This is a genomic window from Phenylobacterium sp., assembly GCF_030693405.1.
Lineage (GTDB): Bacteria > Pseudomonadota > Alphaproteobacteria > Caulobacterales > Caulobacteraceae > Phenylobacterium.
Genome location: NZ_JAUYAW010000033.1, coordinates 1 through 15,915, shown reverse-complemented (window position 1 = coordinate 15,915; position 15,915 = coordinate 1). Strand labels below are relative to the sequence as shown.

Annotated in this window: 15 protein-coding genes and 1 pseudogene; 6 read left to right on the top strand and 10 right to left on the bottom strand. The window is 68.2% G+C overall.

Features of this window, described 5'->3' with window-relative positions; translation table 11 throughout:
- Window positions 1-7: 7 nt before the first annotated feature.
- Window positions 8-1,450 carry a cell wall metabolism sensor histidine kinase WalK gene (locus tag Q8N19_RS06375; protein WP_305588748.1) on the bottom strand — a complete coding sequence of 481 codons (1,443 nt, stop codon included), beginning with the start codon at window positions 1,448-1,450 and terminating at the stop codon, window positions 8-10.
- A gap of 188 nt (window positions 1,451-1,638) precedes the next feature.
- On the opposite strand from Q8N19_RS06375, the gene Q8N19_RS06370 reads away from it, so the two are divergent.
- The 4 genes from Q8N19_RS06370 to Q8N19_RS06355 all read left to right on the top strand — a co-directional run bounded on the left by Q8N19_RS06370 (window position 1,639) and on the right by Q8N19_RS06355 (window position 5,879).
- Complete coding sequence (locus Q8N19_RS06370) at window positions 1,639-2,691, top strand: histidine kinase dimerization/phosphoacceptor domain -containing protein (RefSeq protein ID WP_305588747.1); 1,053 nt, start codon at window positions 1,639-1,641, stop codon at window positions 2,689-2,691.
- Window positions 2,692-2,704: 13 nt separating this feature from the next.
- Window positions 2,705-3,166 (top strand): response regulator, encoded by a 462-nt coding sequence (locus tag Q8N19_RS06365; RefSeq protein ID WP_305588746.1) that lies wholly within the window; start codon window positions 2,705-2,707, stop codon window positions 3,164-3,166.
- Window positions 3,167-3,169: 3 nt separating this feature from the next.
- Window positions 3,170-3,502, top strand: a complete 333-nt coding sequence (locus tag Q8N19_RS06360; protein ID WP_305588745.1) for a SemiSWEET family sugar transporter — start codon at window positions 3,170-3,172, stop codon at window positions 3,500-3,502.
- A 61-nt stretch (window positions 3,503-3,563) separates the two neighbouring features.
- Complete coding sequence (locus tag Q8N19_RS06355) at window positions 3,564-5,879, top strand: glycosyltransferase family 41 protein (protein ID WP_305588744.1); 2,316 nt, start codon at window positions 3,564-3,566, stop codon at window positions 5,877-5,879.
- Here Q8N19_RS06355 and Q8N19_RS06350 read toward each other — a convergent pair.
- The 7 genes from Q8N19_RS06350 to Q8N19_RS06320 are packed head-to-tail and all read right to left on the bottom strand — an operon-like array spanning window position 5,871 to window position 11,588.
- Window positions 5,871-6,686, bottom strand: a complete 816-nt coding sequence (locus Q8N19_RS06350) for an NAD(P)-dependent oxidoreductase (RefSeq protein ID WP_305588743.1) — start codon at window positions 6,684-6,686, stop codon at window positions 5,871-5,873. The two genes, Q8N19_RS06355 and Q8N19_RS06350, sit on opposite strands and share 9 nt — an antisense overlap.
- Window positions 6,683-7,177, bottom strand: coding sequence for a DapH/DapD/GlmU-related protein (locus tag Q8N19_RS06345; protein ID WP_305588742.1), 495 nt, complete (start codon window positions 7,175-7,177; stop codon window positions 6,683-6,685). The genes Q8N19_RS06350 and Q8N19_RS06345 overlap by 4 nt, the downstream gene beginning before the upstream one ends.
- Window positions 7,177-7,728, bottom strand: coding sequence for a dTDP-4-dehydrorhamnose 3,5-epimerase family protein (locus Q8N19_RS06340; protein WP_305588741.1), 552 nt, complete (start codon window positions 7,726-7,728; stop codon window positions 7,177-7,179). The genes Q8N19_RS06345 and Q8N19_RS06340 overlap by 1 nt, the downstream gene beginning before the upstream one ends.
- Window positions 7,728-8,966: a class I SAM-dependent methyltransferase gene (locus Q8N19_RS06335; protein WP_305588740.1), complete on the bottom strand. Its 1,239-nt coding sequence runs from the start codon at window positions 8,964-8,966 to the stop codon at window positions 7,728-7,730. Before Q8N19_RS06335 ends, Q8N19_RS06340 begins: the two co-directional genes overlap by 1 nt.
- The gene (gene rfbG, locus Q8N19_RS06330) at window positions 8,966-10,024 is read right to left on the bottom strand and encodes a CDP-glucose 4,6-dehydratase (protein WP_305588739.1); all 1,059 of its coding nucleotides are present in this window, start codon (window positions 10,022-10,024) and stop codon (window positions 8,966-8,968) included. Before rfbG ends, Q8N19_RS06335 begins: the two co-directional genes overlap by 1 nt.
- Entirely contained in the window at window positions 10,021-10,794 is a 774-nt protein-coding gene (rfbF, locus tag Q8N19_RS06325) for a glucose-1-phosphate cytidylyltransferase (RefSeq protein ID WP_305588738.1), read from the bottom strand. The genes rfbG and rfbF overlap by 4 nt, the downstream gene beginning before the upstream one ends.
- 26 nt (window positions 10,795-10,820) lie before the next feature.
- Window positions 10,821-11,588 carry a cephalosporin hydroxylase family protein gene (locus tag Q8N19_RS06320; protein ID WP_305588737.1) on the bottom strand — a complete coding sequence of 256 codons (768 nt, stop codon included), beginning with the start codon at window positions 11,586-11,588 and terminating at the stop codon, window positions 10,821-10,823.
- 53 nt (window positions 11,589-11,641) lie between these two features.
- Between Q8N19_RS06320 and Q8N19_RS06315 the strand changes: the two genes are divergently transcribed.
- Together Q8N19_RS06315 and Q8N19_RS06310 are read left to right on the top strand one after the other, a co-directional pair.
- Window positions 11,642-12,484, top strand: coding sequence for a sulfotransferase domain-containing protein (locus Q8N19_RS06315; protein WP_305588736.1), 843 nt, complete (start codon window positions 11,642-11,644; stop codon window positions 12,482-12,484).
- Window positions 12,485-12,542: 58 nt separating this feature from the next.
- Complete coding sequence (locus Q8N19_RS06310) at window positions 12,543-13,559, top strand: M23 family metallopeptidase (RefSeq protein ID WP_305588735.1); 1,017 nt, start codon at window positions 12,543-12,545, stop codon at window positions 13,557-13,559.
- Window positions 13,560-13,786: 227 nt separating this feature from the next.
- Here the strand turns inward: Q8N19_RS06310 and Q8N19_RS06305 are convergent, their stop codons facing one another.
- Window positions 13,787-15,487 (bottom strand): glycosyltransferase family 4 protein, encoded by a 1,701-nt coding sequence (locus Q8N19_RS06305; protein ID WP_305588734.1) that lies wholly within the window; start codon window positions 15,485-15,487, stop codon window positions 13,787-13,789.
- 143 nt (window positions 15,488-15,630) lie between these two features.
- Window positions 15,631-15,915 (bottom strand): annotated as a pseudogene (locus Q8N19_RS06300) (hypothetical protein); the annotation flags it as partial.

Genomic DNA, 15,915 nt, shown 5'->3' with positions numbered 1-15,915 from the left:
GACAGTTTCATGACAGTTTTATTACATCGTCAGGGGCCTCGTCCGGCGCGCCGCCAACCTCGGCGGACGTGCGTGCGAGGGGGAAATAGGCCGTGAAGACGGCGCCGTGGCCGGGCCGGCTCTCCACGGCCAAGCCGCCGCGGTGACGGTTGACGATGTGCTTGACGATGGCGAGGCCAAGCCCGGTGCCGAGCTTCTCACCGCTCTTCTGGCCCTCCACCCGATAGAAGCGTTCGGTCAGCCGGGGCAGATGCTCGCGGTCCATGCCCGGCCCTGAGTCGATCACAGACAGGGCGGCGAACCGCTCAGGCCCATGATCGGGAGTCAGCAGGGACATCCTGGCGGCCGGCTCCATGCGCGGCGCGACGCAGGCCTCGGCGCTAAGATCGCTCTGCAGCAGGATGCGGATACGTCCCTCGGCCGGCGAGTATTTCAGGGCGTTGTCCACCAGATTCTGGGCCACCTGGATCACCTGGTCCCGGTCCCCGGTGATGGTCACCGCGCCCCGGGGCGGCGTCTCCACCTCCAGGGCCACGCCCTTATCGCGGGCCAGGGGCGCCAGGGCGTCCACCACGTCCAGCAGGGCGGCGACAAGATCGACATCCTCCAGGGGCCGCACGTGTTCGTTCAGCTCGATACGGCTGAGCGACATGAGATCGTCGATCAGCCGCGACATCCGCTCGGCCTGGACATGCATGATCCCCAGGAACCTGTCCCGGGCGCCCTCATCACCCCGGGCGTGGCCCCGCAGGGTCTCAATGAAGCCTGAGAGCGAGGCCAGGGGGGTGCGCAGTTCGTGGCTGGCATTGGCCAGGAAGTCGGCGCGCATCCGCTCCACCCGGCGGATATCGGTCTCGTCATGCAGCACCAGGAGGGCCAGTCTCGCGCCGTCGCCAGATGCGCCCAGGGGTCGGGCATAGGCGCGGAAGATCCGCTCCTGCACCCCGCCCGTCTCGTAGACCGCCTCGCCTTCCAGGCCGCCGAACAGGGCCTCGTCCACCACCTCCAGCACGTCTGGATCGCGGATGGCGGTGACCAGCAGCCCGGCCTCCCGCTGGATCTTCAGCACCCGGCGCCCAGCCCGGTTGACCATGACGAAACGACGGCCGGTGAGATCGTCAGGCTCATGGGCGGAGATCACCATCACCGGGTCCGGCAGGGCGTTCAGCACCGAGGTGTAGGGCAGGGTCAGGGCGCCGTCGGCCACTTCCACATGGGTCTGGGCGACTTCGGCGCGAAGCCGGCCAGCCTCCCCCCGGGCCCGCCTAGCCTGCACGAGGGTGACGGCGGCCAGGGCGCAGGCCAGGACCAGGACCAGCAGAAGGTGCGCCCCGCTGGCCAGGGCCAGGGCGATCAGAGCGAGGCCGCCCGCCAGACCGGTGAGGACGACCGGCTGCGCCACAAAGCCGCGACGGGGTCTGAGAGGCAGGGACTGGGGCGGCTGCGGCACTATCGAATCTCCGTTCGCCGGATCATCCACCAAGCCGGACGGGTGTGACATTGGCGTGACACGACAGATGTTGGTCGTCCAGCCGCGCGTTCGCCGTCGCGCCAGCAGGGAACCCGGCCCGAAAACCGGCGTTTGCAGCATCCGGGGGCAGGTCGGCGTCGGGCATGTCGGAACAAGGAAACAGATTTTTGGCCGATAGCCTTCTGGCTCCTCGTGCGGGGATCGACGATCCATTCGCCGCGGCCGTTCACGCCACCCGGATGTCGATGACGATCGTCGACGCCCAGGCGCCCGACCTGCCGATCGTCTTCGTCAATGACGCCTTCCTCAATATGACCGGCTACCGACGCGACGAGGTTCTCGGCCGCAACTGCCGTTTCCTTCAGGGCCCCGACACCGAGGGGCCGGTCGTCAAGGCGCTGGCCCAGGCCATCAACAAGGGTGAGGCGACGAACCAAGACCTCCTGAACTACCGCAAGGACGGGACACCCTTCTGGAACGCCCTGCAGATTAGCCCGGTCCGCAACGCCGCTGGCCTGATCGTCTACTACATTGGCTCGCAGGTGGACGTGACCGCCCGCAAGGCGGCCGAGGCCGCGCTTGAGGCCGCCGCCGCCGAGCAGGCCCGCACGGCCCAGCAGGCCCTGGCTGACCGCACCGCCCTGCTCCATGAGGTGGACCACAGGGTCAAGAACAACCTCCAGCTCATCACCTCCCTCCTGGTCCTGCAGACCAGGCGCACCCTGGATGACGCCACCCGGGCGGCCCTGCAGAGCATGCTGTCGCGGGTCAGCGCCATCGCCACGGTGCACCGGCGCCTTTTTCAGAGCCATGACCTGGAGCGGTTCGACGTAGCCACCTTCATCCGCGACCTGATGGGCGATGTCTCCTCCGGCCGCGAAGAGGTGGACATCCGCCTTGATCTTGAGCGGGTGGACATCGCCGCCGCCCAGGCCGCGCCCCTGGCCCTGGCCGTCAACGAACTGGTGGACAACGCCTTCAAGCATGGCCTGACGCCGGGGCGGCCCGGTCGGCTGCGCATCCAGGTGCGCCGGCTGAACGGCCACTATGTGATCGAGGTCTGTGACGACGGGCCGGGACTGCCGGAAAACGGCGTCTTCGAGCCGGGCTTCGGCCTGACCATCACCAACCTGCTGGCGCAACAGCTGCGCGCCACCTTGCAATTCGAAGCCGGTGAGCCGGGCCTGCGGGCCATTCTGAAGCTCCCCGCCCATGGATAGGCCGGCCATTCCCATGTCACGACCCCTGTCAGTGCTGATCGTCGAAGATGAGGTCCTGCTCGCCGTCGAGCTTGGATTTCTGGTCCGCGAGGCCGGCTGCGTCGAGGTGGGCCACGCGCTGGATTCCGCTGATGCGGTTCGCCTGGCCAAGGTTCTGAAGCCCGATATCGCCCTGGTGGATGTTCATCTTTCCGACGGTCCGACCGGGGTGGACGCCGCCCGGGAGATCGCCGAGCGGGCCGGCGCGATCGTCCTGTTCATGACCGCCAATGTGAAGCGTCTGCCCGACGACCTGGCCGGCGCCTGTGGGGTGATCGGCAAGCCCTATTCCGACCGCGCCGTTCGTCGGGCCCTGACATTCCTCGCCCGCTGCCTCCAGGATGGGGCGGCCCCGGGACCCCCGCCGCCGGGTCTGGCCCTGTCAGACAGCTTCGTCGGCCGCTGGGGCGTCGAGCAGATGGCGCAGGCGGTCTAGGAGATGGATGAGAACGCCCTGCTTCCTGAAGTGATCGGCTTCTGCGCCGGCCTCTGTTCCATGATGAGCTTCACCCCGCAGATCCTGAAGACCTGGCGGGAGCGGGACGCCACATCCATCTCGCTGCGGATGTATGTGGTGACGGTGACGGGCTTCAGCCTGTGGGTCACCTATGGCGTGATGATCGGCAGCCTGCCGGTCATGGTGACCAATTCGGTGTGCCTGACTCTTTCGGCCCTGATCCTGGCCATGAAGTGGCGCTTCTCGCGCCCCGACTATGTGGCGAGGCGCCGGGGCGCGGGCGATGCGGTTGGCGCCGGCACGGCAGGTCATTAGGATCAAGGCGACTCCCGCGCCCCGGGCGTGGGCGTAGGACGCCGTTTCCCAGGACCAGGTCATGACCGATCGGATCGCCGAAGCCGACGCCGCCTTGAGGGCTGGCCGTCTCGAGGAGGGCGTCGCCCTGATCGAGGCCCATCTCACCGATGAGCCGCGCTCGGCCCAGCAGCTCTATCGGAACTTCACCGGTCTGCTGTACCGCAAGGCCATGTACGCCAAGGGCGCCCAGTGGTGCCGGGCCGGACTTGAGGTCTATCCCCGCGACACGGAGCTGTGGAACGTTCTGGGCGTCTGCCTCCGGCGGACGGGCGAGCCGGAGGAGGCGTTGAAGGCCCTCAACGCCGGTCTCAAGATCGAACCCAAGAACGACGGCCTGCTGCAGAACAAGGGCAATGTGCTCAATGATCTGAAAGATGGGCCAGGCGCGGTCGCCATCTTCACCCAACTGGTCCGCAAGGCGCCGACCAATGCCGAGATGCAGCGGGCTCTGGGGCGCGGCCTGTGGCGTTCTGAAGCGTTCGACAAGGCCGAGATGCGTTTCCGCCTGGCCACCCGGCTCAATCCGAACTTGGTCGACGCCTGGCTCGACCTGTCGGCCCTGCTGGCCGAAACCCAGACGTCCGACGCTGCTGTGGCGGTGTTGGACGAGGCCCTCAAGATCAATCCGACCCCCCGGCTGATGGAGGCCAAGGCGGTGGCCATCCGGCGCGGCCAGAAGCTTCGCCAGGCCGAGGCCTATCTGCAGGAGGTTCTCGAGGCCCATCCGGACGAGGCCTGGGCGCACTATCAGCTGGGCGGGGTCCTCAGCGATATCGACCGTCCGCGGGCCAATATCCACCTGCGCCGGGCCGTAGAGATGAAGCCGGACGACCTCGACTACCGGATGGCCCTGGTGGAGAGCCTGGTGCGCTCAAGGCATGGGGATGAGGCCGCTCACCTGGACGACGCCTATGCCGAACTGAAGGCGGCCCGCGCCGTGGGAGCCCTGGCGGGGCCGGCGCAGTTGAAGGTGGCCTCCGAGGTCCTGTCCCGGGTCGCCGATTTCGCCGGCCTGGACGAGGTATGCGACTTCAAGGAAACGGGCCGCCTGTGGGCCGAGCAGGGCCGCCACACCGCACTGTTGAGCCAGCTGTCGCGGGTCAAGACGCCGGAGGATCGCGACGAACTGATCCACCAGCATCGCGCCTGGGGCGAGTTCGTGCAGGAGCGGGTGAAACGCTATCCCCTGCGTCGGCCAAAGACGCCCCGCCCCGACAATGGCAAGATCCGCATCGGGATCATGTCGTCGGACCTGCGCATGCATCCGGTGGCCTATTTCTCCCTGCCCTTGTTCGAGAACATCCCCCGGGACCGTTTCGAGCTCTATTGCTACTCCTACTACCAGGGGCAGGAAGACAGCCTGCAGAAGCGCATCACCGAGCTGGTGGACGTGTTCCGCTGGGAGCAGGAGATCAGCGACTTCGACGCCGCGCAGATGATCTGCGACGACCAGCTGGACATGCTGATCGAGCTGGGCGGCTCGACCCACATGAACAAGATCAATGTCATGGCCTGGAAGGCCGCGCCGCTGCAGGCCAGCTGGCTGGGCTATCCGCACTCCTCGGGTCTGGACAGCATCGACTATCTGATCCTTGACCCCTACCTCGTGCCGCCGAGGCGCGAACTGCTGATCGAGAAGCCCCTGCTGATGCCGTCGAGCTGGATCGCCATGGGGGAACTGGCCTTCCCCGAGCGGACTATGGCCGCCGAGCCGCCGGTGGTGGCGAACGGCTATGTCACCTTCGGGACGGCCAACAATCCTTACAAGTACAGCCGGGCCATGGTGGCCGAGTGGGCCAAGGTGACCGCCGCGGTCCCAGGGTCGCGCTTCATGTTCGTGCGACCCGAGGGCGGCACCGCAGCCTTTCGGGACAATATCTCGGCCATCTTCGAGGCCGAGGGGGTCAGCCGAGATCGCCTGCGCTTTGAAGCGGTGCGCGGCGCGCACATGCCCTTCTACAATGAGATGGACATCTCCCTGGACACCTTCCCGCAGACCGGCGGCACCACCACGTGCGAGTCCCTGTGGATGGGCGTGCCGGTGGTCACCCTGGTGGGGCCGGGCCTGTTCGAGCGTCTGAGCTGCTCGATCCTCGGCAATGCCGGGCTGCATGACCTCTGTACGGGGGACCTGGATGGCTACCAGGACGCCGCGGTGCGACTGGCTGGCGATGTGGAGCGGCTGCGCAAGCTGCGCCGCGAGCTGCGGCCGACCCTCAAGGCCAGCCGCCTGGGCCAGACCAAGGCCTTCGCCGCCGACTTCTACAGGATGCTGGAAGCCGCCGTGGTGAGCCACCGGGCCGCCGAGCAGGCGCCCTCGCCGGTCCTAGCCTAGGAAAAAGCCGGGGGCGGCCAACGCCTGAGCGATCAGGCGGCGGGGGTCCTGCGGTTCAACCCCGAGCGCGCGGAGCCGGTCGGTGGCGCAGCGCGGGGCCGCCGGCATGGGGCGGTCGGGCGCCAGGTTGAGGGTCCAGCCGGCCTCGCCGAACACCTGAGCCAGGTCGGCGTTGGAGACGTTGCGGCCGCTGGCTACATTGATCACGCCCGGCGCGGCCCCCTCGCCCATGGCCAGCAGGGCGGCGATCACGTCATCGGCGTGGATGTAGTCGCGCACCGCGCCGGGTACGGAGTCCAGGGTGATGAGCCGAGATCGCCGCGCCTTCTGCAACAGCTCGGGCAGGAAGCCGCTGGCGCCCTCGGCGAGATCAAAGACGTTGGAGAGGCGCGCCACGGCGCCGCGGCCATCGGACCTGGCCAGGGTCAGGTTCTCGCCCAGGGCCTTGGAGAGGTCATAGACATTGCGCGGGGCGGCGGGATCGAAGGCCAGGATGTCGTCCTCCCGCCCGCCGGCCGCGCCCAGGCTGTCATAGAGCCTTGTGGACGACAGATAGATCAGCCGCTCGAACCGGGCCTTGGCCAGCACCTGGGCCAGCAGGGTGACGTGGGCCTCCACCGTATCGAACGGCCGGACGGCGAAATCGCCGGTGAGGCCCGCGCAGTAGAAGACCCGGCCGAGGTCCCGGTCAAACAGGGCAGCCTCGCCTCGGGCCGGCGCATAGACCGCCTCGCCCCGGTCACGCAGGGCCTGGGCCAGCCGGCCGCCGATGAAGCCGCCGGCCCCGATGATGGTCCAGCCGCTCACCCCTTGCCGCGCTCGCCGATGCGACGGACCGGTGCGCCGGCATAGATGCCGTAGGGCTCAAGCTTGCCGCGCACGACGGCGCCGGCGGCCACCACACAGCCCTTGCCGATCACCGCGCCGTCCAGCACCACGACGCCGGCGCCCAGCCAGACGTCGTCCTCGATGACGATGCCGCCCCGGCTCTCCATGAAGCCCTGGTCGCGGATGCGGGCGTGGCGGTCGGTGATCTCGTGATTGGTGGGCGCCAGCGTGCAGTTGGCGGCGATCAGCACCGCTTCGCCGATGCGAACCCCATTGCCGGTGTAGATCACCGTTCCAGAGTTGACCGCGGAGTCCGCGCCGATGGTCACCTCGCCCGAGCCGCCGACCGCCTTGATCTTCACAAAGGAGTCGATGAGCACCCGGGCGCCGATCTCGATCAAGGTGCCGCGCACCGACCGCTCGATATCGGCGAGGGGGGAGATCGTCGCAGTGGGATCGATCTTCAGCATCAGCGGCCTCCTGGCTCTGCGTGCGGCGCGAAATCCGGATAGGTTGCGTCCCGCTCGGAGATCACCTGGGGCGGGGCCGGCCAGGCGATGGCGAAGGCCGGATCGTTCCAGCGCACGCCCGCCCCATGGCCGGGCTCGAACATGGGTGCGATCTGATAGAGCACATCGGCGCCGGGCTCGAGCGTCAGGAAGCCGTGGGCGACGCCTTCGGGGATGAACAGGGCGCGGCCATGCTCGGCGTCCAGCTCCACTCCAGTCCAGCGACCAAGGGTGGCGCTGCCGGGACGAAGGTCGAGCGCAACATCGAAGATCCGCCCACGGACAACCCGCACCAGCTTGGTCTCCCCATGCGGCGCCGGCTGATAGTGCATGCCCCGCAGGGTGAAGGCCGCGGTGTTGCGCGACAGGCTGGTCTGGGCCGGGACGAAGGCTATGCCGGCGTCGGCGAACTCGGCGGGGCAATGCAGCCGGGCGAACGCGCCGCGGTCATCCAGGACAGGGTCGGAATCGACCACCACGACGCCCGCGATCTCCGTGGGCGAGAACCGCATCAGTCGAGAACCTGGGTGGTCGGCGAGGCGATGACGAAACGGCCGCCCCAGTCACGGATATAGGCCAGCTGGCCCATGATCTCGTCCTTCAGGTTCCAGGGCAGGATCAGCACATAGTCCGGCTTCACCTCGGCGACCTTTTCGGGGCCATAGATGGGCGCATGGCTGCCGGGCAGGTAGCGGCCCTGCTTGTGCGGATTGGCGTCGAAGGCGCAGACAATGTCGTCGGGCCCCACACCGGCATAGTTGAGGAAGGTGTTGCCCTTGGCCGCCGCGCCATAGGCGGCCACCGTCTTGCCCTCGGCCTTGGCCTGACGAAGGAAGGCCAGGAAGCTGGCGCGAACCTCATCGACCCGGGCGGCATAGCCTTCATAGGTCTCAAGCCTATGGAGACCGGCTGCGGCCTCGCGGGCGCGCAGGGTCTTGAGCGCCGCGGTCTCCTGATGGCTGGAAGCCTCATGGGCGCAGAACAGGCGCAGCGACCCGCCGTGGGTGGGCAAAAGCTCCACATCGAAGGCCCGCAGACCGTTGGCCCGCAGCACCTGGGCCACCGCCAGCAGGGAGAGGTAGGAGAAGTGCTCGTGATAGATGGTGTCGAACTGCACCATCTCCAGCATGTTGAGGAAGTGGGGAAACTCGAAGGTCAGCACGCCTTCCGGCTTCAGCACCTCGCGGAAGCCGGCCACGAAGCCGCCGATGTCGGGGACGTGGGCCAGCACATTGTTGGCGGCCATCAGGTCGGCCTGCACACCGCGGGCGGCCAGGGCCTTGCCGGTCTCGCCGTGGAAGAACATGACCTCGGTGGGTACGCCCTTCTCGATGGCGGCCTGGGCGGTGTTGCCCGTGGGCTCGATCCCCAGCACCGGCACGCCGGCGGCCTTGAAGTGCTGCAACAGGTAGCCGTCGTTGGAGGCCACCTCGACCACCAGGGAGTCCGCGCCCAGGCCAAACCGCGCGATCATCGCCTCGGCATAGCGGCGGGCATGATCCACCCAGCTGGCCGAATAGGAGGAGAAATAGGCGTAGCCGGAATCGAAGATCTCGTCGGCGGCGACCGGATCGTCCACCTGCACCAGGAAGCAGGCGGGGCAGACCCGGGCGTGCAGGGGGTAGGTCTTCTCAGTCCCGGCGGCCAACTGCTCGGCGGTCAGGTTGCTGTTGGCCAGGGGCTGACGGCCCAGGTCCACCAGGGTGTGGGTGAGCGGCGTGCGGCAGAAACGGCAGACAGGGGTCGTCATCACAGGCTTTCGTAGGTCTCGATCTGCGCCAGGCAGAGGTCGCGGGCGGCCTCGCCCTGCCCTTGCTGGCGATACCAGTCCATGGTCCAGGCCACGGCCGCAGGCCCGTCGAGCCGGCTCTCGAAGTCGAGAGTCTTGCGGGCGAGGCTCGCATCCACCGCCAGGCTTTTCGCCTCGATGGAGGCCGGGTCGGGCTCATGGCGCCAGGGCTGGGCGTCCAGGGCGGCGATGGCCTGAGTGGCCAGCTCGCCCACGGTGATCTCGGCCGCGCCCGGACGGGGGCCGAAGTTCAGGGCGCGCGGGGTGTCGGACCGCTCGACCAGGGCCTGGGCGAAGACGAGATAGCCCGCCACGCAGTCGAGCACATGCTGCCAGGGGCGCGTGGCTTCGGGATGGCGCAGGACGGTGGTCTCGCCGGCCCGGGCGGCGCGGACGATATCGGCCACCAGACGGTCGCGGGAGAAGTCCCCGCCGCCGATCACATTGCCCCCCCGGGCGGTGGCCACCGGCACGCCGGCCTTGTCGAAATAGGAGCGAGCGAAGCTGGACGTCACGATCTCGGCGCAGGCCTTGGACGCCGAATAGGGATCCTTGCCGCCGAGCGCGTCGCCCTCCTGGAAGGCCCGGCCGCCATCGTTATTGGCGTAGACCTTGTCCGAGGTGATCACCAGGACCCCGCGCAGGGCGTCTTCGTCCCGCAGGGATTCCAGCAGATGGGCGGTGCCCATGATGTTGGTGGCGAATGCGCCCACCGGATCCTCGATGGCCGCGCGCACGATGGGCTGGGCGGCCATGTGCAGCACGAGGTCGAAGGGCTGGCCGCCGACCACGTCCAGCACGGCCCGGCGGTCGCGCAGATCGACGAGGTGCGAGGCGGCCAGATGGTCATAGCCGGCCAGATCGGCGAGCGCCGGGGTCTGGTCGGGCGCGAGCGCCAGGCCGGTGACCTTGGCTCCCATGCGGGCGAGCCAGAGGCCCGTCCAGGCGCCCTTGAAGCCGGTGTGGCCGGTGAGCAGGACGCGCTGGCCGGCCCAGAAGCCCGGGTCTGGCCGGCTCATGCCCACTGGCGCCAGGGCGCCTTGCCGGACGCCCACAGGCCCTCCAGCTGGTTCTTGTCGCGCAGGGTGTCCATGGCCGCCCAGAAGCCGTCATGGCGATAGGCGATCAGCTCGCCGTCGGCGGCGAGGCCTTCCAGGGGGCCGAGCTCCCAGACGGTGGCGTCATCCTCAACCCGGTCGATCACCGAGGGGTCGAGGACAAAGAAGCCGCCATTGATCAGGCCGTTGTCGCCCGGCGGCTTCTCCACGAAGCGGTCCACCCGGTCGCCGGTCATCTCCAGGGCGCCATAGCGGCCGGGGGGCGCCACGGCGGTCACCGTCGCGCGCTTGCCGTGGGCGGCATGGAACTTCGCCAGGGCCGTGAGGTCCACATCGGCCACCCCGTCCCCATAGGTGAAGAAGAACGGCTCACCTGGCGTCAGGAATTCCCGCACCCGCTTCAGCCGGCCGCCGGTCATGGTGTCGGCCCCGGTGTCCACCAGGGTCACCTTCCAAGGCTCGTGCTTGGTGGCGTGATAGTCGATGGCCCGGTTGGCGAGATCGACGGTGAAGTCGGCGTTGTGCAGGACGTAGTTGGCGAAATACTCCTTCACCACATAGCCCTTGTAGCCCAGGCACACGACGAACTCGTTGAAGCCGTGATGCGAGAACATCTTCATGATGTGCCAGAGGATCGGCCGACCGCCGACCTCGATCATCGGCTTGGGCCGCAGGTGGCTTTCCTCGGAAATCCGGGTGCCCAGGCCGCCGGCCAGGATGACGACTTTCATCGCAGTACCTCCCCCCTGGCCAGGTCTCAGGCGATCCGCTTGACGAAGGCGTCGGGCCAGTAGGTGACCCGCTCCTTCACCACCCCTTCGTTGAAGGGGAAGGTCGGCTCTTCGATGATGAAGCGCTTATCCTCGGCGACGAACTCATGCACCGCGCGACGAGGATTGTTCCAGGTCCAGTCCTCGGCCGTGCGCGGGCCGCCAACCACCTGCTCCATGATCCCGTCGGTGGCGACGATATAGGAGCCCACCGGCACCATGTCGGCATAGGCGCGCAGTTCGTCGAGCACATGGCCCTTGGTGTGGTTGGAATCGAGCACCACCAGCACGGTCTCTCCGGGCTTGATCTGCGCCTTCACCTGTTCGACCACCTCAGGGGCGGTGGACGAGCCTTCGATCAGCTCGATCCGCTTCTTCATCGGATGGGCCTCGATGGCGGTGCGGTTGTGCGGCCGGATCTCGATGTCGATACCGATCACCCGGCCCTTGTTCATGGCTTCGAACAGGGAGGCGTAGAAGACCAGGGACCCGCCATGGGCGACGCCGGTCTCCACCAGCACGTCGGGCTGAAGGTCCCAGATCACTTCCTGCAGGCGGACCATGTCCTCCGGCAACTGAATGATCGGCCGGCCCATCCAGGCGAAGGAATAGACGTATTTGGAATCCCAGGTCGCCCGGACCCAGGCCTTGGACGCCGCGGCGAAGCCTTCGGCGGTGGAGAGGCTGTGGCGCGTTTCAGTGTCGCCGTCGCGGACGACGACTTCGCCGCGCTCTTCGTCGATGATGGTGATCAAGACCCCGACCTTGTATGCCGTTTGCTGCGGACCGATTTTGGCTCTGGCCCGCCATGTCGATCCCTCTTATCGCGTGTCGGCGCGGCGATGAAGCCGTATCCCGCAATGGGGGCGCCGACCCGGCGCAGGAACTGGGGCGCAGTGAGGGACAGGGTTTGAAGCCGCGGATCGACTTCATCATCGCCGGCGCCCAGAAGGCCGGGACCACGGCCCTGTTCGACTATCTCAGCGACCAGCCGCAGATCGGCCTGTCGGACGTCAAGGAGGTCCACTTCTTCGACGATGAGGGCCAGAACTGGAGCGCGCCCGACTATGGCGCCTATCACGCCCATTTCGACCTCGCCGACACAGGGCGGACGTGGGGCGAGGCGACGCCCATCTATCTCTACTGGAAGGACAGCCTGGCGCGGATCAGGGCCTACAACCCGGCCATCCGGCTGATCGTCCTGCTGCGCGATCCCGTAGGGCGGGCCTTTTCCCACTGGAAGATGGAGTTCGCCCGCGGGGCGGAGACCCATCCCTTCGACTGGTGCATCCGCGAGGGCCGTCAGCGCCTGTTCGACGCCGAGCCCTGGGGCTTCCACCGGGAGTTCAGCTATGTGGAGCGGGGGTTCTATGGCGCCCAGATCGAACATCTCTTGAGCCTGTTTCCGGCAGATCAGCTGCTGGTGCTGCGGGCCGAGAACCTGGAGACCGCGCCCGACGCCGTCCTGGCCGAGGTCAGCGGCTTCCTCGGCGCCCCTGCCCCGCCGCCGGTTGCGCCGCGGCGGGTGCATGTGGGCCGCGACATCGCCTATCCCTCGGCGCTGACGCCGGCCGATGAGGCCTTGCTGCGGCGGCTCTACGCCCAGGACATGGCGCGATTAGAGGCCCTGACCGGGATCGCCTACCCTTAGGGACCTTGGCGGGTCGCGCGCCATATTTCTGTCAGGGGACCGGCCCAGACAAGGAGCCATGCCCCGGCTCTCCTGCGTCCCCCTGCTCCTGTCGGCCATCCTGCTGGCTGGCGCCTGTTCGCCCCGCGACAGCGCCGCGGTGGATGAGACGCCCAGGATCGGGCCAGAGCTGGTCCTGCCCGTCGACTGCGTGCTCGGCCAGACCTGCGAGATCCAGAACTATGTGGACCGCGATCCTGGCCCCGGCGCCCAGGACTATTTCTGCGCCACGCGGAGCTATCAGGACCACAACGGGGTGGATTTCCGCATCCCCAACCTCGCCGCTCAGCGCGCGGGCGTCGACGTCCTGGCCGCGGCGGCCGGTCGGGTCAGCCGGCTGCGGGACGGCGTGCCCGACGTCTCGGTCAGGACCGTGGGCCTGGCGGCGGTGGACGGGACCGAATGCGGCAATGGGGTGGTGATCGATCACGGGGACGGCTGGGAGACCCAGTACTGTCACCTGGCCCAGGGCAGCCTGGTGGTGGGCGAGGGCGATGAGGTCAAGGCCGGTCAGCCCCTGGGCCGGATCGGACTGTCAGGCCAGACCGAATATCCGCATCTGCACTTCACCGTGCGGCGGGATGGGGCCGTGATCGACCCCTTCGCGCCGGGCGCCGACGCTGGGGTCTGCGAAGCCCGCGGCGCCCTCTGGTCGCGGGAAGCCGGCGACCGCATGGTCTATCGTCGCGGCGCGGTGCTGAATTTCGGATTCGCCTCGGGCGCCGTCTCCATGGAGTCGGTGGAAGAGGCGGTCATTCCGCAGGCCTCGGGGTCCGCCCCGGCCCTGGTCGCCTATGTGCGGGCCATCGGCCTGGAGGCGGGCGATGTTCAGCACCTGAAGGTCACAGCGCCCAATGGCGATCTGGTGGCCGAGACCCGCATCGATCCCCTGGACCGAGCCAAGGCCCAGTACCTGCTCTATGCCGGCCGCCGCACGCCGGCCGAGGGCTGGAAGACGGGGACCTACAGGGCCGAATACTGGGTCGAGCGGGGCGGACGCCGCGCCCTGGAGCAGGTGTTTCAGATCCGCTTCTGAGGGTGGCCAGCGAGCGGCACAAATTTGCGTGATCTTGCCGCGGCGGGGCTCAGGGCCTTTCCCGGCGCCTCGGAGTAAGCTACAGTTTAGTGTCAGCCTAGCTCTCCAGGGCTGTGTCGCTTCGGCCGGGCCATAGCATCCATGCCAGCTATGGCCCGGCCTTTGCGGCCTCGCTGACTATCCCCTCATCATGACATTGCGATGGCAGGCCCCGGTCGCTCAGCGGTTCAGGCTGGGCCCTGTTCGTCGTCCAGGGGGACAATGGGCGCGGCCTCAGCCAGCCGCAGGATGTCGAACTTCATCAGCCAGAGCAGGGACCGCTCCACATAGGGGCGCCGGGGGATGGGAAACCCGGCCAGGATTTCGCTTACGGTGGCGCGGGCGGTGGCGTTCACGGCCGTAAAGGCGGCTTCGCATTCCTCGTCTTGCGCCAGGGCCCAGCGGCCGGTCATGGCGAGGTTGCGCGACAGGATCTCCCTGGCGGCCGCCCAGTCAGACGCTGCGCCCGGGACGAGGCGGTCGCTCGCCTGCAGGGCGCGGGTGGGATAGCCAGCGAACAGCACGAAGGGGTCGCTGCGCCGGGGATTGACCCGGCGCCGGGCCTGGTCGGCGGCCTCTGGCGCGGCGGCGGCGCGGCGCTCAGCCAGCTCCCCCCAGAAGGCCTGGTAGCGGGGGATGACCTGCGACCAGTCGAGGTCGTTGGCTATGCGCTGGCGGCCGGCCTCCCCCATCCGCCGGCGCAGGTCGGGGCTGTTGATAAGGGCCGTCAGGGCGTTGGCCGCGGCCGGCAGGTCCATGGCCGTCATCTGGGCCGCGGCGCCCACATAGTTGTCATAGCTGACCCAGCCATTGTCGTGATTGAAGGCCAGGTCCTCCCCCAGTCCGGGGCGTGGGGCATAGGTAGGGATACGGAACCCATCGACCCCGTGGCGGACCGTGTCGCGGTAGCCGTCCCAGTCGGTGACGACGCAGGGCAGACCTGCGGCCATGGCCTCGGCCGGAGTCAGGCCAAAGGTCTCCTGAATGTTGTCGGAGAAGGAGATGAAGAGGTCAGCGGCCGACCAGATGGAGAAGCGGGTGGCGGGCTCCCGGCCATCTATGGGGCGGTAGGCGACCGACGGGCAGAAGGCCTGGGTGGCGGCGTGGAAACTGTCCCAGGCCTCCTGTGTCCCGGCCCAGCCGGACACGATCCAATAGACGGGCCTGCCCGTCTGTTGGGCGGCCTGTTCCAGGGCCATGGCCATCAGGGCCGGGTTCATCTTGGTGCGGGCGTTCAGGCGGCCGACATAGAGGGCGACCACGGCGTCTTCTGGGATGTCGAGGCGGGTCCGCCAGGCGGCGCGGGCGGCGGGGTCGAAGGCGAAGTCGTCGCCATTGATGCCCAGAGGAATGGTCGCCAGCTGCGGGCTTGGCAGGCGGCTGGCGCCCAGGCGGCCCCGCAGATCATCGGCGATCAGGGCGAGCTGAGTCTCCACCGCGGCGCGGACCGCGGCCGAGGTGCAGATCAGGCCGTCCCAGCTTTCAGTCGGGCAGGTGAGCAGCTCCTCCAGGGCGGCGATGGCCCGGTGGGTTGCGGTGGTGTGGGTCAGGCCGCAGAGGCTGTAGTGGGCCGGACCGTAGCGCCGGCGCCACCAGGATTCCTGGCCAATGGTCGGGCTGGGGATGAAGACGCAGCCGGGGTCGGACAGACCCTGGCGGTTGCGCGGGGCGATCCAGCGGCCGTCTCGACGCAGGGGCAGAGAGCCCGCGAGCAGGGCGTCATAGGCCTCATGCTCCAGGGCGCCGCCCTTCCAGAAATGGAATCGGTCGACCTCGGCGTGGCGGAGGAAGCCCCGCAGGAAGCTCTCCCCGGCCGAGTGGCGGCCCATCAGGGTGGCGCGATCGGTCCGGTAGCCGTCGGGATGCAGATAGATGGCCGCATTGGTCATAGGGGACTGGCTTAGCGGCTTGGCGCGTCGGCGCAAGGTCAGGCTTGCGGGCGCCTGGTGTCGTATGGAGCAGGGCTCAACACACAAGAAAGGGGCCGCCCCGAAGGACGGCCCCCATAGTCTTGTCTCGAAGCAGCTTCGCCTTAGGCGGTGAAGTTGGTTTCCGAGACGCCGGCGAGCGTGATGCCCATCAGCTGGACGGTGCCGGTCACCGTGTTGTTGCTGGAGATGTCAGCGAACACGAAGACGTCGGCGCCGACCTGGACCGCGACGATGTCGCGCGAGCCGGAGGTGATCAGAGCCGAGGCGTCCGAGAGGGCCTGGGCGTAGGTGCCCACGCTGATCTCGGCGTAGTTCGTGGCCGAACCGGTGATCCCGAAGCCGATGGTGTCATCAGCCGCGGTGAAGTCGGTGATCCGGTCGATCGA